At 63.0% G+C, this 20,338-nt stretch carries 18 protein-coding genes and 1 pseudogene; 9 read left to right on the top strand and 10 right to left on the bottom strand.

Annotated features, from left to right (window positions below; translation table 11 throughout):
• The 9 genes and pseudogenes from A5709_RS27390 to A5709_RS10215 all read left to right on the top strand — a co-directional run.
• Positions 1 to 362 (top strand): annotated as a pseudogene (locus A5709_RS27390) (hypothetical protein); the annotation flags it as partial.
• 362 nt (positions 363 to 724) lie between these two features.
• Entirely contained in the window at positions 725 to 1,576 is an 852-nt protein-coding gene (locus tag A5709_RS10250; protein ID WP_068119750.1) for an SDR family oxidoreductase, read from the top strand.
• Between the two features lie 8 nt (positions 1,577 to 1,584).
• Positions 1,585 to 2,733, top strand: coding sequence for an acyl-CoA dehydrogenase family protein (locus tag A5709_RS10245; RefSeq protein ID WP_068119748.1), 1,149 nt, complete (start codon positions 1,585 to 1,587; stop codon positions 2,731 to 2,733).
• Positions 2,730 to 3,803 (top strand): acyl-CoA dehydrogenase family protein, encoded by a 1,074-nt coding sequence (locus A5709_RS10240; RefSeq protein ID WP_068119747.1) that lies wholly within the window; start codon positions 2,730 to 2,732, stop codon positions 3,801 to 3,803. The genes A5709_RS10245 and A5709_RS10240 overlap by 4 nt, the downstream gene beginning before the upstream one ends.
• Before the next feature lie 29 nt (positions 3,804 to 3,832).
• The gene (locus A5709_RS10235; RefSeq protein WP_068119745.1) at positions 3,833 to 4,612 is read left to right on the top strand and encodes an SDR family oxidoreductase; all 780 of its coding nucleotides are present in this window, start codon (positions 3,833 to 3,835) and stop codon (positions 4,610 to 4,612) included.
• Between the two features lie 161 nt (positions 4,613 to 4,773).
• Complete coding sequence (locus tag A5709_RS10230; protein ID WP_068012478.1) at positions 4,774 to 5,601, top strand: mycofactocin-coupled SDR family oxidoreductase; 828 nt, start codon at positions 4,774 to 4,776, stop codon at positions 5,599 to 5,601.
• A gap of 12 nt (positions 5,602 to 5,613) precedes the next feature.
• Positions 5,614 to 6,411, top strand: a complete 798-nt coding sequence (locus tag A5709_RS10225; RefSeq protein ID WP_068012477.1) for an SDR family oxidoreductase — start codon at positions 5,614 to 5,616, stop codon at positions 6,409 to 6,411.
• Between the two features lie 14 nt (positions 6,412 to 6,425).
• Positions 6,426 to 7,601 (top strand): cytochrome P450, encoded by a 1,176-nt coding sequence (locus A5709_RS10220; protein ID WP_068119743.1) that lies wholly within the window; start codon positions 6,426 to 6,428, stop codon positions 7,599 to 7,601.
• 3 nt (positions 7,602 to 7,604) lie between these two features.
• Entirely contained in the window at positions 7,605 to 8,204 is a 600-nt protein-coding gene (locus tag A5709_RS10215) for an isochorismatase family protein (RefSeq protein WP_068119741.1), read from the top strand.
• A 9-nt stretch (positions 8,205 to 8,213) separates the two neighbouring features.
• On the opposite strand, the gene A5709_RS10210 is transcribed toward A5709_RS10215, so the two are convergent.
• From A5709_RS10210 to A5709_RS10165, 10 genes are all read right to left on the bottom strand, one after another.
• A complete protein-coding gene (locus A5709_RS10210) occupies positions 8,214 to 8,912 on the bottom strand; it encodes a hypothetical protein (RefSeq protein WP_068119739.1) in 699 nt (232 codons plus the stop codon).
• A 63-nt stretch (positions 8,913 to 8,975) separates the two neighbouring features.
• On the bottom strand, positions 8,976 to 9,728 hold the full coding sequence (locus A5709_RS10205; protein WP_068012471.1) for an Mce protein: 753 nt from the start codon (positions 9,726 to 9,728) through the stop codon (positions 8,976 to 8,978).
• Complete coding sequence (locus A5709_RS10200; RefSeq protein ID WP_068012550.1) at positions 9,692 to 11,164, bottom strand: MCE family protein; 1,473 nt, start codon at positions 11,162 to 11,164, stop codon at positions 9,692 to 9,694. The genes A5709_RS10205 and A5709_RS10200 overlap by 37 nt, the downstream gene beginning before the upstream one ends.
• Position 11,165: 1 nt before the next feature.
• Positions 11,166 to 12,284: an MCE family protein gene (locus A5709_RS10195; protein WP_231972181.1), complete on the bottom strand. Its 1,119-nt coding sequence runs from the start codon at positions 12,282 to 12,284 to the stop codon at positions 11,166 to 11,168.
• A 38-nt stretch (positions 12,285 to 12,322) separates the two neighbouring features.
• Entirely contained in the window at positions 12,323 to 13,672 is a 1,350-nt protein-coding gene (locus tag A5709_RS10190; protein WP_068012468.1) for a virulence factor Mce family protein, read from the bottom strand.
• The gene (locus A5709_RS10185; RefSeq protein WP_068119756.1) at positions 13,669 to 14,991 is read right to left on the bottom strand and encodes an MCE family protein; all 1,323 of its coding nucleotides are present in this window, start codon (positions 14,989 to 14,991) and stop codon (positions 13,669 to 13,671) included. The genes A5709_RS10190 and A5709_RS10185 overlap by 4 nt, the downstream gene beginning before the upstream one ends.
• Positions 14,988 to 16,016: an MCE family protein gene (locus A5709_RS10180; RefSeq protein ID WP_068012466.1), complete on the bottom strand. Its 1,029-nt coding sequence runs from the start codon at positions 16,014 to 16,016 to the stop codon at positions 14,988 to 14,990. The genes A5709_RS10185 and A5709_RS10180 overlap by 4 nt, the downstream gene beginning before the upstream one ends.
• A gap of 36 nt (positions 16,017 to 16,052) precedes the next feature.
• Positions 16,053 to 17,522 (bottom strand): MCE family protein, encoded by a 1,470-nt coding sequence (locus A5709_RS10175; RefSeq protein ID WP_068012546.1) that lies wholly within the window; start codon positions 17,520 to 17,522, stop codon positions 16,053 to 16,055.
• Positions 17,523 to 17,536: 14 nt separating this feature from the next.
• On the bottom strand, positions 17,537 to 18,391 hold the full coding sequence (locus A5709_RS10170; protein ID WP_068012464.1) for an ABC transporter permease: 855 nt from the start codon (positions 18,389 to 18,391) through the stop codon (positions 17,537 to 17,539).
• The gene (locus tag A5709_RS10165; protein WP_068012544.1) at positions 18,388 to 19,173 is read right to left on the bottom strand and encodes an ABC transporter permease; all 786 of its coding nucleotides are present in this window, start codon (positions 19,171 to 19,173) and stop codon (positions 18,388 to 18,390) included. Before A5709_RS10165 ends, A5709_RS10170 begins: the two co-directional genes overlap by 4 nt.
• Positions 19,174 to 20,338 lie beyond the last annotated feature (1,165 nt).

Below are 20,338 nucleotides of genomic sequence, written 5' to 3'. Positions count from 1 at the left end.
ACGGCGCAGTCCTGCTGGCTGCGCTGTACCTGCCGGCCGACACGCCGATCACGGAGGTGCTCGGCGGCGCGCCCGCCGTCCTGGACCAGCTCGTGACGGCGTCGCCCGGCACGCTGGTGATTGCGGCCGACGACAACGACGGGGCGGTGGGTGCGGCTGCCGTGTTGATCGGCGACGGCGAACCCACGTTGACCGCGGTCGGACGTCAGACGAGGAGCCTGCCGCTGGTGGCGCGGAGCGGCGACGGCAAGTGTCATTCCTATGCCGACCCGCGCCTGCAGCGTGAGGTCGGGATCCGGGGCACCATGAGCCGGCTCGAGCTGGCCGGTGGCCCCGTGGTGGCCGCGGTGGCGGGCGCGCCGCCGAGCACCTCCGTGATCGGCGTGTCGGCCGGCAGGTACAGCGCAGCCAGCAGGACTGCGCCGTTGCCGCCTTCGATGAGCGGAAAGTCGCGGGAGACCAGGATTACGCGACGGGCAATAGCATCAGCGTCGGAAGCCCGGCCGGCCGCCACAGCCATGGTGAGCGCGTCCTCGTCGGGTCCTTTGACCCGCCGGTCGCCCTTGCACCACGGCGGCGCATAAGTGCCGATCGAGATGAAGTGGGTCATCGTGCCTCGCTCCTGCGCGACGGAGCCCGCCGCGGTCGTAGATCAAATGAGATATATAGTTATAGCATTCAAGCGAATACGTTCGCGCCCGCGGCCGAGAGGAGCCCCAAGACGGTGGACAGGTCTCGCACCCTCAACAACCGCGTACTGGTGGTGACCGGTGCAAGCCGTGGCATCGGCCGCGCAATAGCGGTGCGCGCCGCTGCCGACGGCGCAGCCGTTGCTCTACTGGCGAAGACCAACGCCCCGAACGCCAAACTGCCCGGCACCCTCGGCGAGTCGGCGGACGCCGTTCGCGAGGCAGGTGGCCGGCCACTGCCGGTGGTGTGTGACGTTCGCGATCCGGAGGCGGTGGTATCGGCCGTGGCAGAGGTGGCAGAGGCGTTCGGCGGCATCGACGCCGTGGTCAACAATGCCGGCGCACTGGATCTGCGCCCCACGTCCAAGTTGCCTCCCAAGAATTTCCGCCGTCTGCTGGAGATCAACGTCGAAGGGCCCTTCGCGGTAGTGCAAGCGGCGCTGCCATACCTGCTGCGCTCCGACAACGCGCACATCGTCAACGTCTCGCCTCCGGTGAATCTGGAGCCACGCTGGGTCGGCTCACACGTCGGCCACACGGTGGGCAAGTACGCCGAAAGCCTGTTGACGCTGGGCTGGGCAGCGGAATTCGCGTCGGTACCCATCGCGGTGAATTCGCTGTGGCCCGCCGTCACTGTGGCCAGCACGGGGATGATTGTCGCGATGGGCGACGGAGTGCGCGCGCAAGCGCGAGACCCACGAATCATGGCCGACGCGCTGCACGCATTGATCACCCGGCCCGCCGATTGCACCGGCCACTTCTACACCGACGAGGAGGTGCTGCGCGAGGAAGGCATCGACGACTTCGCCGGCTATCGACTCGCCGCCCACGAGGATGACCTGACGCCGAACTTCTATCTGCCGTCCACGCCGGTACCGGCCTTATAGGTTGATCCGTGAGTCAATTCGACGCGCTACGCGCCAACGAAGCAGAACTCGCCGAGCTGCGTGCATCGGTACGGGGGTTCCTGCAGGCTGACCGGGCAGAATACGGCTGGGCGCCCGACGTCGACTCCTGGCTCGGACAGTGGGACGAGGGATTCAGCGCGCGCCTCGGCGCGGCCGGTCTTGTCGGGCTGATCATTCCCGAGAAGTACGGCGGACGGGGGTTGACGCACCTCCATCGCTACGTGGTGACCGAGGAATTGCTGGCGGCGGGTGCCCCGATCGCGGCGCACTGGGTCGCCGACCGACAGGTCGTTCCCGGCCTGTTGGCCTATGGCAGCGAGGAACAGTGCGAGCGGCTGCTGCCACGCATCGCTGCCGGGACCTTCTACTCCTCCATCGGCATGAGCGAACACGGCGCCGGCTCCGACCTCGCGGCCGTACGGACCAAGGCGACCAGAACCGACGGCGGCTGGCTGCTCACGGGTACCAAGGTCTGGACTAGTGGGGCACACCACGCCCATCAGGTTGTGGTGCTCGCCAGGACGAGTCCACCGGACCCGCAACGACGGCACGACGGCTTCAGTCAGTTCCTCGTTCCCTGCGACGCCAAAGGCGTGCGGATCGAACCGATCCTGCTGATGAACGGCGACCATCATTTCAACGAAGTCGCCTTCGAGGAGGTCTTCGTGCCGGACGGCGACGTGCTAGGCGAGGTCGGCCAAGGATGGCACCAGGTGACCGCTGAACTGTCCTTCGAGCGCAGCGGGCCCGAAAGGATCTTATCGACCGCGCCGCTGATCACGGCGGCGATCCGGCTGTTGAGCAGCTCTGGCGACACCGATGACGCCACCGCCGGGGTCGTCGGAAACCTTGTGGGACGGCTGATCTCGTTGCGACAGCTGTCGGTCTGGGTGGCACGCACGCTCAGTGAGAACAAGGACGCGGCGAATCAGGCGGCACTGGTCAAGGATCTCGGCACCCGGTTCGAGCAGGAATCGATCGACGTGATCAGCGACATGCTCGACCAGGTGGCACCGACACCGGAGCTGGCGGCGCTGGCGGCCACCGCTGCGCTGCACAAGCCCCTGTTCACCTTGCGCGGTGGCACCAACGAGGTGTTGCGCGGTGTTGTCGCACGCGGAATGGGGCTGCGGTGACGGCCTTTTCGAAGGGCGTGTTCGCGACCGACACCGCCGATGACGAACATGCCGAGCTGCGGCAGCTGGTCGACGATATCGGGCGGCGATCGTTCGATGCCCGGATCGGCCAGCGCAGAATTCCCGAGCAATTCGACGCGGAGTTGTGGCACAGCCTCAAGGACACGGGGCTGGCCCGGTTGACGAGCACCGCGGATCTGGGCGCGGGGCCGCGTGAGCTTGCCATTGCGCTCTCCGGCATCGCCCGGCACGCGGGCGCGGTCCCGTTGGCCGAAACCGACGCTCTGGCAGGCTGGCTCGGAAACCGGGCGGGCATCGAACTGCCGGAAGGACCACTCACCGTCGCAATCGCTGACGCGGACGCTTATGGGGGGCGCATCCTCGGGACGGCAAGTGACATTCCGTGGACGCGCGCATGCTCCGCCGTGCTGCTTCTCGCGCGAGGCCACGACGAAACGCGCGTGGGCATCGTCGACATCGACCGCGCCCAGCTGGAGGAGAGCTACAACCTGGCCGGTGAGCCACGCGATCGACTGGCTTTCGACCTGGCCGCCGACGAGCTCGCCATCGTCGAACCGGCCGTCGCCACCGAGTTGTCGCTCCGCGGCTCATGGTGTCGCTGCGTACAGGTCGTCGGGGCGCTCGATGCGGCAGCAGCGATGTCGGTGACGCACACGAGGGAACGAATGCAATTCGGCCGGCCGCTGAGCAAGTTTCAGTCCGTCCAGCATGCTCTTGCCGCGATGGCCGGTGAGATCGAACGCGCTCGAGCCGCCGCCACGCTTGCCGTCGTGGCTGCCGCTGAATATGGGTTCGGTTGTCGCGAGACGGAGTTCGCGGTCGCCGTCGCACGGGTCGCTGTAGGTCGGGCTGTCCCACCGGTCACGACCATCGCCCACCAACTTCACGGTGCGATCGGCGTGACCGCCGAACATCCGTTGTCATCGGTAACACTGCGCGCGCAGAGCTGGAGCAACGATTACGGCACGACGTCCGGCTACGCGCGTCGGCTCGGACGAATGGCCCTGAGCGCCACCGATCCGTGGGACCTGGTAATCGGCAATGTGTGACCGGTGCAGTCAACTCAGAAGGAGTAACAGTGACAGTCGAGAAATTCAACGGTGCGTCCGCGATCGTCAGCGGAGGCGCGGGGGGCCTCGGTGAGGCCACCGTGCGGCGATTGCATGCCGAAGGCCTCGGCGTGGTGATCGCCGATCTCGCCGCCGACAAGGGCAAGGCGCTCGCTGACGAGTTGGGCAGCCGCGCGGCTTTCGTGAGTACGGACGTGACGAGCGAAGACTCGGTCAGCGAAGCGATCGAACAGGCGAACCAACTCGGCCAGCTGCGGTATGCCGTCGTCGCACACGGTGGATTCGGCGTCGCGCAACGCATTGTGCAACGCGACGGCAGCCCGGCCGATTTTGCCGGCTTCACCAAAACCATCGATCTCTATCTCAACGGGACCTACAACGTCGCTCGGCTCGTCGCCGCTTCCGTCGCGGCCGCGGAGCCGCAAGCCGACGGCGAGCGAGGCGCGTTGGTCCTCACGGCGTCCATCGCCGGATACGAGGGCCAGATCGGTCAAACCGCTTACGCCGCGGCGAAAGCCGGTGTGATCGGATTGACGATCGCCGCTGCGCGCGACCTCAGCTCCGCTGCCATTCGGGTGAACACGATCGCCCCCGGGACGATGAAGACGCCGATCATGGAGTCGGTCGGAGAAGAGGCGATCGCGAAGTTCGCCGCGAACGTGCCCTTCCCCAAACGCCTCGGGGCTCCTGCCGAGTTCGCTGACGCTGCGGTCTTCCTGCTAACGAACGGGTACGTCAACGGTGAAGTGATGCGTCTTGACGGCGCACAACGTTTTACTCCGCGTTGACTTCTCGCGGCCGGCGCCTCCCCCAGGTGCGCCGACTTGAATTATCAAAATAGTTGTATATTTCGGACCCAGACGCGTATCATCCTTTCGTGGCGCGGGTCACACCGTGTAAGACTGTGCGGCACATTCAGGGCAATCGATGGTAACGAGGGGAGCACTTCATGGCCTTGCTCGACGGTCGGGTCGTCTTCATCACCGGTGCGGCCCGTGGACAGGGACGGTCACATGCCGTCATGTGCGCGGAGGAGGGCGCGAACATCGTCGGTGTGGACATTTGCCACGACCTCGACGTCGTGCCCTACCAGCTCGGCACTCTCGAGGACCTGGAGGAAACGGGCCGCCTGGTCGAAAAGACCGGCCAGCAGATGCTTACAGCGCAGGCCGACGTGCGGGACAAAGCCGCGCTGCAGGCCGCCTTCGACACGGGCGTCCAACAGTTCGGCCACATCGATACGGTGATCGCCAACGCGGGCGTCATCCTCACCAATGTCGATGAGGTGGACGCCTCCGAGGCGCTGCGGGTCGGAATCGACATCATGCAGATCGGCGTGTGGAACACTTTCCAGGTCGCCATCCCCCACATGAGGGAACGTGGCGAGGGAGGCAACCTCGTCGCGACCAGTTCGATGGCGGCGTTACTGGACATGACCGACGGTCGAGGCGGCTCCGACGCCTACACCATGGCAAAGCTGGCGATCACCGGCCTGGTGCGCGCGTATGCGAATTTGCTCGCAGCCGACCGGATCCGGGTCAACGCCGTCGCCCCGACCAACTGCATGACGCCGATGGTGACCGAGAACCCCGCACTGTTCAAGGTCATTGAAGCGAATCCGCACCTGGCAAATGCGATGCAGACGGCGCTGCCCGACTTTCCGATGATCGAGCCCAAAGACGTCAGCAACGCCATTCTGTTCCTGATCTCCGATCTGGGTCGGTCGTTCACCGGAAGCCTGCTCAAGGTCGACGCCGGCATGGACGTCCGCCGATAGGGGACGACGTTCGTGGACTACGGGATACGGGGCAAGTCGGCGCTGGTCGTCGGCGGGAGCAAGGGCATCGGTTTCGAGGTCGCGCGGATGCTTGCGGCCGAGGGGTGTCGAGTTTCGGTGCTGGCAAGAACAAAGGCCGACGTCGATGCCGCCGTGCAGGAGATCCGGCGCGAGAAGGGCATGGCCGTCGGTGTGTGCGCCGACGTCAGTGAGCCCGAGGCGCTCGGCGACGCGATCCGCCAGGTCGGCAACGAGTTCGGGCCACCACTGATCGTCATCGGACAAGCCATCTACCAGCATCCCGGCGACTTCGCCGACATCGAAGATCTGAACGCCTATCGAGAGTCGTTCGAGGCGTACACAATGAGCCAGATCTTCCTGCTCCGTGCGGTCCTTCCCGCGATGCGGGAAGCGGGCTGGGGCCGCTTTGTGCACATCGGATCGGCTACTGCCAAGGAGCCGACGGGGAACATCCACCATGTGGTCGCCAACGCCACCAGGCCATCCACGACCGGATTGCTCAAAACGGTTTCCGACGAGTACGCCCGTTACGGCATCACGGTCAATACCGTCGCCCCGGGCTGGATCGAGACCGACAACGCGATCGCCTATCTCGAGAAGAACCTGGGCACCGCCGATGAGCAGCAGCGCCGTGACTTCATGCTGACGCAGGCCCGCGTCCCCGCGGCACGGATGGGCCAACCTCGCGAAATCGCGTCGCTCATCACGTATTTGTGTTCGGAGACCGCGGGATACATCACAGGGGCGTGGATTGAGGTCGACGGTGGACTGCACCGATCGGCGTTCTGAGGGATAGGACGACTATGAGCACCGACCAGAAGGCACGAACGATCGCAGGCGTGGCCGAACTTGAATGGGCGAAATTGCCGATGGCCGCCGACCGGGGAGTCGGCTGGGAGGTGGTGCGCGACGCCGGCCCCGTGGTGTACATGGACGGGTGGTACTACCTGACCCGACGGGAGGATGTCCTCACGGCGTTGCGCGATCCAAGCACGTTCTCGTCGAAGAAGGCATTCGACGAGCTCGGCAGTCCCCTGCCGCTGGTCCCAATCTCATTCGACCCACCCGAACACACACGATTCCGGAAGATCCTGCAGCCGTTCTTCAGCCCGCACACGCTTAAGGACATGCTGCCCTCGCTGCAGGAACAGGCGATCTCCATCGTCGAGGCGGCCGCCGCGAAGCACGAGTGCGACGTCATGGCCGACATCGCGATCCCCTACCCGTCGCAGGTGTTCCTCACGTTGTTCGGCCTGCCGCTGAAGGACCGCGACCGCCTGATCGCGTGGAAGGACAACGTGATCGCGCTGTCGGAGCTGCCCTCAATGGAGGGCGCCGACCTAACGCCCGCACTCGAACTGGTCACCTACGTCTCGGAGGCGATCAATGAGCGCCGCCAAAATCCGGGGAACGACCTGCTGTCTCATGTGCTCAGCGGAGATGACCCGCTCGACGACGCCGAAGCGATCGGACTGAGCTTCCTCTTCGTCCTGGCGGGCCTCGACACGGTCACCGCTTCGATGGGCTTCGCCTTATTGGAACTGGCCCGCAACCCTGAACTTCGGCGGGCGTTGCGGGAAACCCCTGAAGAGATCCGAGTTTTCGTCGAGGAGATGGTCAGGCTGGAGCCGCCCGCCCCGATCGTGCCGCGAGTGACCACTCGGGAGGTGACCATCGGCGGCGTGGCGCTTCCGGCTGACACAAAGCTACGCCTGTGTCTGGCGGCGATCAATCGCGACGACAGTGACGAGATCTCAGCTAACCAGGTGGTCATGGACGGAAAGATCCATCCGCACTGGGGATTCGGCGGCGGACCGCACCGCTGTCTCGGCTCCCATCTGGCACGACTGGAGCTGAGCCTGATCATCGAGGAGTGGCTGAAGCGCGTGCCCGAATTCGAGGTGGCCCGGGGCTGCGAGCCCGAGATCGACTTTCCGGCGAACACTTTCGCCCTTGGCTCGCTAATGCTGAGATATTGACCGGTGGCCACCTCGAGCACGCTCCCCACCGTTGCAGTGGTATGTGTCGAGTGCCAGAACGGCGTGCTAGGGCCCGAATCGGTACTCCCACAGCTCGCCTCGGACAGCGCGGGACTCGTCGGAAACCTCCGCCGGCTCCTCGACGCGGCGCGGATCTCCGGCGTGAGGGTGGTCCATGCCACCTATGAAGGCACCCTGGGCGGCGGGCACACGGGCACCGCACGCATTTGGCGGTTACTGGGACCAGCCACTGCGGCATGGGCGCCCGGTTCGCCTGAAACTCAGGTGCTTTCCGAGCTGTTCGCGCCGACCGACCTGGTGCTACCGCGCCACCACGGTTTGTTCCCCACCATGGATTCCGAGCTGTTGCCAGTCCTCAGGGGTCTCGGGGTGCGGACGATCGTGCTCACCGGTGTCTCGTTGAACCTCGCACTCCCGATCTCCGCGGGACATATCACTCAGGCTGGCTTCGCACTCGTTGTCCCGCGCGACGCCGTTTCGGGTACGCCGGCCGAGTATGGAGACCAGGTGCTGGACAACACTATTGCCGTACTCGGCCGGTTAACCACCGTCGATGACCTCATCGGAGAATGGACGTCATAAGCCTTTGACTTAGATGGGATCGAAGGCGGAGATCAGCCAGCGCGCGCCGCTCTTGTCGAGAGTCACTCGCACCGCGGACGCCGTATCGGTAGGAGCATCATTGCCAACGGTCACGGCCTGATTGACGAACACCAGGGCAACCGCGTGGTTAGGATTTGCTGACACCGAGGCAGCGGCGGGAACGGTCGCGATCGACGCAATGTGGTCCTTCTTGGCGCCGGGTATCACCACATCGTGAATCAGTTGGCTGTAGGAGTCCTTGAATTGACCAGTCAGCCGGTCACGGGCGACTCCCAGATCCTTCTCGACGCTGTCGGGCTGGTATGAGAGTATCGCTACAGTGGAATCCTTAGCGGCGGCAACGGACTCGATGCCGGCGACGCCTGATCCGCGGACCCAGGCGTCTTGCCACTTGAGGTAGCCGGCAGCACCTGCAATCACCAGAGGCAAGATGGGTAACACGCTGAAGGCCACCACACGCAACCACTTGATTCGCTTACCTGCCGGTGGCTGATCGCCTTCCGAGTGCTGGGCATCGTCCCCCTCGGGGGATTTATCCTCTGGTGCCTCAGTGTCTTCGAGGTCGAGGGCGTCCTCACCGCCACCGGTCTCCTCAGCGTCACTGCTTTCAGCAGCGACCTGACCAGCGTTCTCCTGGGCAACGTCCGCTTCGTCCTGCTCGACGGCGGAACGACTTTTAACTCGCACTGCGCTTCTTTCCTTCCCGATTCATGGCCATGGTCATCGCCGCTTCACCCGTCCGCGCAACTGTCATGGCACGAAAGCGACGTTGGAAACCTTGGCCTCGCCGCCAAGCTTCTGTACGGTAATTCGCATCCGCCAGTGCCTCGGATCCTGTTCGGATGCACCGCGATTGGACGTCTTTACCGAAACAGCAACCAGCACTTGAGCTTCGTCCCCCGACTCTGATTCCAGACCGGCCTCGGTGATCGTTCCCACCGACGTCGACTGCGCCTTCTTCACGACATCCATGAAAGGCTGAGATCGATGCGAGAAATCTTCGTAGAAAGTGCCGGTCGCACTGTCGAGAATGCGCTTGACATCGGTGTCGGCATGCTGCCAATCGATAGTGGTCAAATTCAGTGCGCCTTGCCTCGCCACTCGAACCAGCAACTCACGCTGCTGCTGAGCCTGGCGGGCCTTGTGTTCCTGGAACCCGAACCAACCGGCCAGGGCTCCCAAACCGACAACTGTGACCAACACCAGGATGACCGCTAAGCGGACCGGCGATCTAGGCTTCTTGATCGACGCGTCGCCTTCTTCATCGCGGTCGGCACCGCCGTCCTCGGCACGAGACTCGTTGTGAGACGGGATTTCCCCGCTTCGCCCCTTTCCCGGAGCAGTCTTGGAGACCGGTGGCGCCTCCGCGCCTTCGTGGTTGTCCGCGGCGTCATCGAGTGGTGGTGACGAGCTCTCGTCAGTGCTGTTGGACGAGTCGGACGCGGCTCCAAGCATTTCCACGTAACTCAGTTCCTCTTGGGTGGCACCAGCATGCTTTGCCATGTTTGCTCCTTTCTGCTGCCGCGGGCGAGGTCGCTCTGGGTGTACATGCGCCCATCTGGCCCCATGTACATGCCTGTGGCTGGGTCGTATTGAACTGCGGCAATTGGTGGCGGCAACGGTCCCGGGGGTGATTGCGGCGGTGCCTGCCCGGGTGGTTCCTCACCGGGCGCGAACTGCGGGACGCCTTGACCGGTATATGTCGCGTTGGGATCCCCCTTCCAGTTGAAGCCGTCGTTGAGGGGGACGTAGGTCTGGTCGCTTTCGCACAGTTTCACCGTCGGGGCCCGCTTACCGGGGCGGGTTTCGCACGGATAGTTGTGGGCGCCACGCACATTGAGCATGGAGTCTTGGGGCACCCGGCAGTAAAAGTCTCCCTTCGGAGGATCCGGATAGTCCTCGTAGCTGGGCGACCGCTGTTGCTGGGCCGGCAGGAATCCGGTGCTACATACCGGTGGCCAGTTGAGGTTGAGGTTGAAGCTCAGGAATCCCCCGTTGTAAGCCTGTTTGGTGTTCTTGTTGGGCACGGCGATGGACAAGATGTCAGCCGCCCCCTGTGGCAACTCGACCAGGATTGATTCCAAATTGTCCCGGTAGGTGACGCCCACCTGCCCGACACTGACCAGATTGGCCAACACAATAGGCAGCGTGGGGTTGAGCCGGTCGAACAACGCCCGGCCCTCCGCGGCCGCTGGACTACCCTTTTGGAGAAGGCCACGCACCGAAGAATCGTTGTCGCGCAACTCACCTGTGATGGTCGCGAGGTGTGCGGCCCATGCTTGAACCGCATCCGCCGAGTCGGTTTGGCTGTCGAGCACCGGCTTGGACTTGTCGATCAAGTCGACGATGGCGTCCAGATTCTTGCGGGCATCGATCGACAGGTTCGCCGTCCCGCTCACCAACCGAGACAGTTCGGGACCGAGGCCGCCGACGGCCACATAGGATTCGTCGACCACGGTTTTCAAGTTGTCGCGCGGGATCGCCGTCAAGCCCCGATTAGTTGCGCCCAACAGTGAGTTGATGTCTGGCGGTACATAGGTCCGGTCGGCCGAGATCATGTCGCCGTTCTTCAACGACGGCCCTTTGCCGCTGCGCGGTAGCAACTCCACATATTGTTCACCGACGGCCGACACGCTGTGCACTTCAGCATTGAGGTCGGCGGGGACCTTGATGTCCGAATTCAGTTGCAGCACAGCCTGGGCGCCGCTATCGGTCAGCCGCACAGCCTGCACCCGACCGATCTCGACACCGCGGTAGGTGACGTTGCCGCCCTCATAGAGACCACCCGCTTGGGGCAGCTGGAGCGTCACGGTGTAGCGGTCCACTCCGAAAAACACGGTAGGTACTTGGATGAAGCCGAAGAACATGATGGTGGCGGCGGTCAGGCTCAGCGCCGCGAAGACCACCAGCTGTATCTTGACCCGTCTAGTCAGCACGATGTCACGGCCCTTGGTTGAAGTGGTAGGGAACAACCAGCGGGTTGCCGGGGTTGTAGGGCCCACCTCCGGTACAGGGGCTGGGCATCTGGCCGATGGTGCGGCCCCACTGGAGCTCTAGCTCGGTCAGGTTGCACTCAAAGCGTGTTCCGGTGAAAAACGAGGCGTCGAGCCGACTCAGGGTCAGGTCGATCACCGCGGTCAAGTTGGCGTAGTCCCCACGCAGCCATTTGCTCATGGTGTCCCGTGGCCACGGGAAGGTTCCGTAGAAACCGAGTGCGCGAGTCAGGGCCGGCCCAGCGTCGGCCAACGACTGCAGCACCGGGCCGAGGTCCTTGAGCTCCTTGATCAGGTTCTCCTTGGTTTTGTTCACCGAGTCAGCGGCAAGCGCACCGAATTTGCCTACGTCGCCCAGCGCTTGGGCGAGGTTGTCCCGCTCATGAGCCAACACAGCCAAGGCGTCCGGCACGGTCTTGAGCGCCTTGTCGATCACAGGCCTTTGGTCGGCGAATTGCCCGACAAGGTTGTTGAGGCTGTCGGTTGCGGCGATGATGTCCGCTTTTTGATCGTTGAGGTAGCCGACGAACTTATCAAGCTGCCCGAGCAGGCTTCGCAAGTCTTGCTCGCGACCGGTAAATGCGGTGCCCAATGATTTCGTAATGTCTTGGAGCTGACCGAGACCGCCGCCGTTAAGCAGCAGTGAAACCCCGGCCAGTGTCCGTTCGGTCGAGGGATAGCTGTTGGCCGACGTCAACCGAATGAGTGATCCATTCCTGAGCTTCCCTTGGGGTGGCACACCTCTCGGTGGCGCCAGTTCGACGTGCACTGACCCGAGCAAGCTGGTTTGACCGATGGTGGCGCTCGCGTTGGCCGGCAGGTCAACGTCGCCGTCTATGGTCATAGTGACCAGGGCATGCCAGCCCTGAAGCTCGATCTTGGTGACATTACCGACGGTGACATCGTTGACCCGGACACGCGAATTCCGCTGCAAATTCTGGACATCGGGCATCTGCGCTTGAATCGTGTAGGCGCCGGGGCCCTGGCCTTTGGTTCCTGGAAGGGTAAACGAGTTTGCGCCACGGAAGTCGCAGCCAGCGAGCGCGGCCAACGCCAGTGTCGCCACGAGCGCCGTCGCGACACGCCGGCAGATCTGTGCTCGACTCACTGTCCACCTCCGGGTGGCGTCATCATTCCTCGCAGGCCATCGGCCGGATTGGTAGGAACGGATTGATTGATCGGCGGCGCGGCCGGTCCCTCTGGCGCCGGTGGAGCGACAGCCGGGGCTGCGGGGTTGGCCGGATCGGCAGCCTCAGGCGAGTTGGCCGAGGCCGGTGGTCGCGGGGGAACGTAGTCCGGCCGCAGCCAATCCTCGCTATATGTGATTTCGTTGGGGCGCGCCGAGGCGCCGACGAACAGGTTTTCTCCTAGGGGCGGGAAGTTGTACTGGCGGTTTTTGATGATGGGCGCCAGATACTGCACACACAATTTGGCTGACTGCTTGCTGCCCAGGCGCGACGCCGCCTGGACTGCTGAGCATAGGAATTGAATCGGATTAGCGAAGTTGTTGAGCGCAAGCGCGCCGGTCAGTGTCCCCTGTGCGGGTTGGTAGATGTTCAAGAAGTTTTGGAACGCTGTCGGGGCGGTGTGCAGAACTTGTTTGACATCGTCAAGGCTGTCGTTGAGCGCTGCAGATACCGAGGCCAGCTTGTCCGAGGTCGTACCCAACGCCTCTCGGTTATCGGCCACAAAGTTTCGGACGTCGTCGGCGATGTCATCGAGATCGTGAATCGCATTGCCGACTTGGTTGGGATCTTCGGCCAGCAGGCCGGTTGTCGCAGCCAGATTCTGGTTCAACTGCCCTAACAGGTCGCTGCTGTCATGTAACGCGGAGACCAGGATCGACAGATTCTTCACGGTGCTGAACAGATCGTTGCTGTGGTCGCCGAGAGCGGAAATCGCTTGCGACAGCTTGATAATCGTGTCACGGATATCGGGTCCCTGACCACGCAGGTTGTCGGCCGCGGTATTGATGAACGCCCCAAGAGTGCTGGTACCACCCGGTTGGGTGGGCTGCAGGGTCTCGGTCAGCTTTTCCAGTTGTCGGCGAAAGTCGTCGTATTCCACCGGCACAGCTGTCCGCTGCTGAGGGATGACCGCATGATCGGGCAGAACCGCACCTCCGGTGTAGGCCGGCGTCAATTGGATGGAGCGCGGCGTCACCAGTGATGGCGACAAAATTACCGCCTTCGCGTCGGCGGGCACCTTGTATTTGTCGTCGTACCAGAAGCTGATCTTGACACCGTCGGGCAAAGGTTCGATCTTGTCGACCTTGCCGACGCGCACCCCAAGGATGACGACGTCGTCGCCGCCGTAGAGGCCGGTGCTGTTGGCGAAGTATCCGGTGACGTAAGTGCGCCCGATGCCGACGGAGCGGACCACCGTGATAACTCCGCCAACCAGCACCGCCGCCAAGGTGACGGCTACGACGAGTCTGGCCCTAGGTGCCCTCACTGTCCACCAACTTCGAATGAGGTCGGCGGGGCCGGAGTCGCAGTTGACTGTCCTTCGCCGGGACCCGGCAGCGCGGGAGGTCCTGGCGGGGGACCGCCGGGTGGGGGCGCTGCGGGCGGCTCCCGATACGGATAGCAGCCAGGCCCGGGTAACGGCGCACCGGGCGGACCGCACGAATGATCGCCGGGGTTGCCGGTGATGGCGTCTGGGATGGTCATGCGCGGGTCGCCGCCCTGGCCGGTCCGCGGGAACGGAATCGGCAGTGGAGGAGTGGCCGGCTGCCCGGTCTGGGGATCGGCGCGTTGAGAGGGCAGAAGGACATTGGGGTCCAGTCCGAGATCGGAGAACGCGGCGTCGACGAATGGCTGCACGAACTGCCCAGGAAACAGGTTGGCCAGGTAGGCCTTGAAGAAGGGGCCTGACGAGACCGATTCACCCAGGCCCAGAGCGTATCTGCTCAGCCCTGTAATCGCCTTCTGCACATTCTGTTTGCGGTTGTCCACGATCGTGAGCACGCCGTTGAGTTTGTCGAGCGCAGGCTTGAGCGTGCTGCGGTTCTCGCTGATGAACCCCTTGAGCTGCTGAGCCAGCGCCGAGAGATTGTGCGAAATCTGTTCCAATGAGCGGCTTTGGCTTCGCAGCTGCACCAGCAGGGCATTGGTGTTGGCGACGAGGTTGACGATTTCGTCGCTGCGTTCGGCCAACACCTTTGTCGCTTTATCGGCGTTAGCCAACAAGTTTCGCAGCTCGCTGTCGCGTTCGTCGATGGTCTTCGAAAAGCGAGCCACTCCTTGCACCGCCGCCTTCAGATCTGGCGGGGTGTCAGAGAAGGTGTTGGCCAGCACGGCCAACGAGTTGGACAGTTGCTTGGTGTCCAATCCGCTGATGGTGGTGGTGAGATCGCCTAGCGCGTCGGGTAACTGATAGGGCGAGGTGGTTCTCCCGAGCGGAATCGGGCCGGCCAGTTGTCCGTCCCCGCGCGGGGTGACTTCGAGAAGTTTGGTACCGAGCACCGTCCGTAATTTGATCGCCGCCTCGGTGCGGTCGCCGAGGCGGACACCGTTGGCCACAGTGAATTTGACCAGGACGCGCGCTCCGTCCAGGTCCACACTGGACACCTGACCGACCCGAAAGCCCGACACTTGGACGTGGTCACCGGGCAGCAAACCGCCCGCTTCGGCGAAGTAGGCCGAATAAGTCCTTCCGGTGTTGAAGAACGGCAGCTTCTGGTAGTTCACCGACAGCAGCATGAGCACTAGGACGGCGCCGAGGCCGACCGCGCCGATGAGGAGCGGATTGCGTTCGGAGAAGGGCTTCATTTCGGCGTGCACCGCCCGGTGGCCTGACCGGCCAGCTTGATGTAAACCGGTTGCCCCCCTTTGCCATTGACCTTGAGCACGAGGTCGCACAGATAGAAGCTGAAGAAGTCTCCATACATGCCCTGCCGATTGAGAATCTGGAATGCCTCAGGCCAGGTCTCGAGGTAATGGTCGAAATAGTCGCGATCGGCCAGCACAAGCGAGGTGGTCCGATCCGTTTCGTGCACTACCTTCGTCAGCGGCGGCCGGGCCTGTGCCAGGAGGTCGGCCACCGACGCCGCAGCGGCGTTGGCGTAGGCCACACCGTTGCTGATGTCCTGCTTGCGGGCCTTGAGGCCTTCCACCAGTTCAGCCAGGGAGTCGACCGCTTTGCCGAATTGTTTGCTCTGCCCGCCGAGCGAACCCAGGACGGTATTGAGGTTGGTGATGACTTGACCGATCAGTTGATCGCGGTCGGCCAGCGTGTTCGTCAAGGCGGCGGCCTGGGTGAGAAACGAGCCGATGGTGGCGCCCTGACCATCGAAGGCGGCGATCAGTTGACCCGTCAATCGATTCACCTGGTCGGGGTCCAGCGCGCGGAACAAAGGTCGGAAGCCGCCGATGAGCGCGTCGAGATCTAACGCCGGCTCGGTGCGACTCAGCGGGATGGTGTCACCGGGATGCAGGAGCGTGACGCCCCCGGCCCCCTCCTCGAGGGCCACATACCGACCGCCGATGAGGTCGGCGAAGCGAATCGCCGCCCTGCTGCCCTGGGTGAGCACTACCGAGTCAGCAGCGGTGAACTCGACAAGGACTGTGGAGTCGGGCTGGATGGTGATCTTCTTGACCTTGCCGACGTCGACACCGGCGATGCGAACGAAGTTTCCGTTCTCGAGCCCGGACACGCTGGAAAACTGAGCTTTGTAGGTCTTCTCCGGCTGGAAGCGCAACTGGGCGAAGACGGCGATCAGTGCGAACGCACCGATCAGGCACACGACCAAGTAAATGGTCAGGCGCCAGAGGGCGCCTACCAAGTTCTCTCGCATGTCTACTTTCCTCTGGTCACGTTGGAGCGGGGTGCCTTAAGGCGCTGGGGTGTAGGGCGGTGGGGGCAGCGGCGCGCACTCTTGGGTGACGACTCCGCATGTCGGCTGCGTCCCCCCTGGTGCCGGAGGCACAAAGGGCTCGGTCCCTGCAGGCGGTGGACCGGGTTCGCGCGGCCTTCCTGGCGGTGGTGCCGGCGGCAAGCCGGGGTACAACGGGGTTCCATCGGGCGCGTATTGCGGCGCCCCGTACGGAGGCGCCCCCGGATAAGGGATGGGGCCGGGCGCCGGTCCGCCGGGATGCCGAATGCTCGGCGGTCGGGGTATCCCGCGCGTGACGGGGAAGTAGTCGACGTATCCGGGGAAACCGATACCGGGGTTGGGCCGCAGATCCATCCCGCTGCCCCACCCGGTATTCGTGACCAGGTAGCGCTGCGGCCAGTTCTTATAGACGTCAGGTAACGATCCACACCCTGGCTGACCGCCGGGCCCACCTTTGGCGCCGTTGATCGGCAGGTTGTCAGGGAACTGGTAGGTATCGTCGCCGAGCAACAGCGCGACGTCGAGGACGACCGAATAGCCGGTGTGGCCACCGGCAATGGGCAGGAAATCGTCGAGCACATTCTTCCCGCCGACGATCGTGCAGGTGAGTTCGGGGTTGTACTTCATCAACAGGCGGGTGGTGGATTCCAACAAGTTGACACCGTGTACGAGGTTGTCCCTATTCGGGCCGATCAGGTTGATGCCGGCGCGGGAAAGCCCGCTGACGTTGAGCAGCAGCGCGTCAAGTTGCTTGGCATCATCGGTGATGGCGGTGCTCGTGGTACTGACCGAATTCAACACGGACACAATGTTTTGCGCTGCCGCGCTGTAGGTGTCGCTGAATCCCTTCAGGGCGCCGAAGTCGGCTCGGATCGTCTCGCTGCGGGGATTGACCGCTAGCAGCACCTCGTTGAGGTCGGTGATGGCCTCACCGACGACAGGCCCTTTGCCGCGAAATCCATCGGCTAGGGCCGTGAGCACTGCGTTGAGTTTGGGCACGTCGACCTGGTTCAGCACCGACACGAGGTTCTGAAATACCGTGTTTGTCTCGACGCTGACGTCGCTCGAGGGCACAACGGACCCTGCCGTTAGCCGTTTTGGACTCGGGGTGTTTGGGGTAAGTAGGTCGACGTATTTGGCACCAAACGCGGTAGTGGCGGTGATTTTCGCGCCGATGTTGGCAGGAATGTATTGCAGCTGTTCGGGATACAGCTCCAGTTGGAGTTTCACAGGGTTGCCGGGCTGAACCGCCGAGACCCGGCCGACCTGCACACCGCGCAACTTCACCTTCGCGCCGGGTTCCATGACCAAGCCCGCACGATCAGATGTCACGGTCACGCGGGCGTACGGTCTGAGGTCTCTGTTGAACGCGGCCGTCGTTAGTACAACCAATCCAATGATGAAGGCGAACAGGATGAAGGTCCACAGCGCCGGCGGCAGCCCGGCCTCTCGTCGCGTTCGGCGCATGGTCGTCATAGCTGCTACCCAGACAGGTGGAAGTTGCCGGACACTCCATAGGCGGCCAATGCCACCGCCAACGTCACCGCGACCGCAACGGTCAGCGAGGTGCGCACGGCGCGACCGACCGCCTCACCGACGCCCGCCGGCCCGCCCGACGCGTGGAAGCCGTAATACGTGTGCACCAACATGATTACGCTGCCCGCGGCAATAACTTGTAGTAGGGACCAGATCAAGTCGGTGGGCTGAAGATAAGTACGGAAGTAGTGATCGAACACGCCCGGTGACTGCCCGTAGACGAAAATGATCAAGCTGCGGGTGGCCAGATATCCGGACAACGTCGCCATGCACCACAGCGGGATCACCACCAGCACACCGGCTACCACCCGGGTGGAGACCAAATAAGAAATCGAGTGGATGCCCATCACCTCGAGCGCGTCGACTTCCTCGTTGATTCGCATGGCGCCCAACTGTGCCGTAGCGCCCGCGCCGATGGTGGCCGCCAGGCCGACATCGGCGATCAGAGGCGAGGCCAGCCGTGTGTTGATGTAAGCGGAGGCGAATCCGCTCAACGCCTGCACGCCAACGTCGGACAACGATCGGAAGAGCTGGATACCAACGAGTCCACCGGTAGACATCGTCAAAGTCGTGACGATGACTACGGTGCCGCCGATCATGGCGAGGGCGCCGACACCCAGGCTCATGTTTGCGATCAGCCGCAGCGTCTCTATTCTGTAGCGGCTCAACGCTTCCCACAGAAAACCAAGGGCTCGGACGTAGAACGCGGTCTGGCTTCCGAGGCGGTTCCAGCCGTCAACGAGTCGGCCCAGCGTGCTCGTCAGATTCGGCAGCCGGTGCGCCGCTGGGGCGGCGCTCACATCGTCGCCTTGTTCGTAATCGCGGTCAGCGCCACATTGATGACAAAGAGCGCCAGGAACGTATAGACCACCGTCTCGTTGACGGCGTTGCCGACACCTTGGGGCCCCCCACCGACCGTGATCCCCTTGTAGCAGGCGATCAAACCCGCGATGAAGCCGAACAACGTCGCCTTGGCGAACGCTATGACTAGGTCAGTCAGCCCGACGAGCAACGTCAGGCTCGCCGCATAGGAGCCGGGATTGACGTGCTGTAGGTAGACCGAGAACAGGTAGCTGGCAATCAAACCGACGACGGTGATGATGGAGTTGACGAGGAACCCGTTCAGTCCGATCGCCAGGACGCGAGGCACCAGCAGTCGCTGGACCGGGTTGATACCCATGACACGCATGGCGTCGACTTCTTCGCGGATGGTTCGGGCGCCCAGGTCGGCACACATTGCGGTCGCACTGGTCCCAGCGACTACCAGCACTGCCGCTATGGGGCCGATGTACACGACAGCGGCCAAGGCAGAGCCAGCTCCGGAGGCGTCAGCAGCTCCGATCTCAACAAGCAGGATGTTGATGATGAAAATCGCGAGAGCATTGAACGGGATCGACAGGAAGACGGCCGGCAGCATCGACACCCGAGCGACGAACCACGCCTGGTGGATGAACTCGCGCCAGGCAAGCGGTGGACGGAACATCTGGACCAGCGTGTCGAGCGAGAGCGCAAAGAAGCTGCCAACCTCGCGCAGCGGCTTGGCGGCGCTGGCCCCCCGCCCGGTCTCAAGGGACGCCAATATGCGGGCCGCACTGGACGCGGCGGCAATCGGCTCGGTATCTACCGCTACCACTAGCGTGGTCGCCAATGTCTAGTCGCAGACAACATTAGACCGTATGAATCCTCCCCACGACGGAAAGGTAACCCCGCCGCCGTAATGATGTGGCCTACAGCACAGCGGGACGCTACACCATCTTAGTAAGAAAGGGCAACACTGGCGCGCTCGATTTGGATGAGTACTGCGAGCGAGAATCGTCCGAGCGGTTGCATTTGCTGGCTGTATCCGACAATTTCGTACTAAATGTCGCACTGCCACCCGGCCAGGCAAGTCCGCTCGCTTGGATGTCTTGACCGGCTTTCTAGTCATCTAGGGCTCTGAACAGCATATTCATCCGCGTGTCTCTTGATTGATGGGGTCAGCTCCTCCGGGGCTCGGCCCGTCCGATGCCCGCTCCCCGGCCCGGTTCCACGTGGATAGCTTATTTGCCATATCAGAGATTATGTAAATGAAAATACGAAATGAAAAAGTAATTATGTGACGGTCGAAATGGCTTCGGAGGATGCTGCGCCGACAGCTCCACCTACTCATCCGCCAGCAATATATACGACGTAATTAATCGGGGCGTGTTTGGATTATTTATCGCGCACCCGCTGCGGATGACCGCAATACAATGACGATATAATCTTGCACATATTCATCTCGATGCGTTAACCGCGGAGGGCATCGCAAACAACTTCATCCTGAGCGGTGTCGGTGCCCACCCGGACCGCTCGCCCGGTCACAACTCTGGGAGTCACTCAAGAAGTGCCCAGCTGGTGCTGGCGCATAGACAGTCCGCGACCAGGGCTTATACCCGCCGACATCGCTAAGAACTTCACGGCGGTAGACGCTCCCCAATCGCTTGGGGCTCAGATGGCGCTTCGGATTATGTTGCAGCAATTTTCAACATTGCTTCGAAACAGTCGGCCAAAGTAACGCAACCCATCGCCGGCCTGGTCGCGGACCGCCGCTTTAGTGCACTGAGGCACAACCCAGTCCGCTAAACAGAGAAACTTGCCAGCCAAGGCCAGTTCAGCAAAACATATATCTATATATCGGATTAGCTCTTTAGCGGCTTTCGGGCGCTTTGCGGTCGATTCACCAATCGAACTGTCAAGTGCTGTACGCAACACGTGCCACTCGCGAC

The sequence above is a fragment of the Mycobacterium sp. E1386 genome, assembly GCF_001672745.1.
Lineage (GTDB): Bacteria > Actinomycetota > Actinomycetes > Mycobacteriales > Mycobacteriaceae > Mycobacterium.
Note: the sequence above shows the minus strand (reverse complement) of the source record. Positions and strands in the feature narration are given on the sequence as shown.

Coding starts and splice junctions, on each gene's coding strand:
- A5709_RS10180 (WP_068012466.1), bottom strand. CDS start 16,016: ATGCGAGAGAACTTGGTAGGCGCCCTCTGGCGCCTGACCATTTACTTG.
- A5709_RS10230 (WP_068012478.1), top strand. CDS start 4,774: ATGGCCTTGCTCGACGGTCGGGTCGTCTTCATCACCGGTGCGGCCCGT.
- A5709_RS10185 (WP_068119756.1), bottom strand. CDS start 14,991: ATGAAGCCCTTCTCCGAACGCAATCCGCTCCTCATCGGCGCGGTCGGC.
- A5709_RS10220 (WP_068119743.1), top strand. CDS start 6,426: ATGAGCACCGACCAGAAGGCACGAACGATCGCAGGCGTGGCCGAACTT.
- A5709_RS10175 (WP_068012546.1), bottom strand. CDS start 17,522: ATGCGCCGAACGCGACGAGAGGCCGGGCTGCCGCCGGCGCTGTGGACC.
- A5709_RS10205 (WP_068012471.1), bottom strand. CDS start 9,728: ATGGCAAAGCATGCTGGTGCCACCCAAGAGGAACTGAGTTACGTGGAA.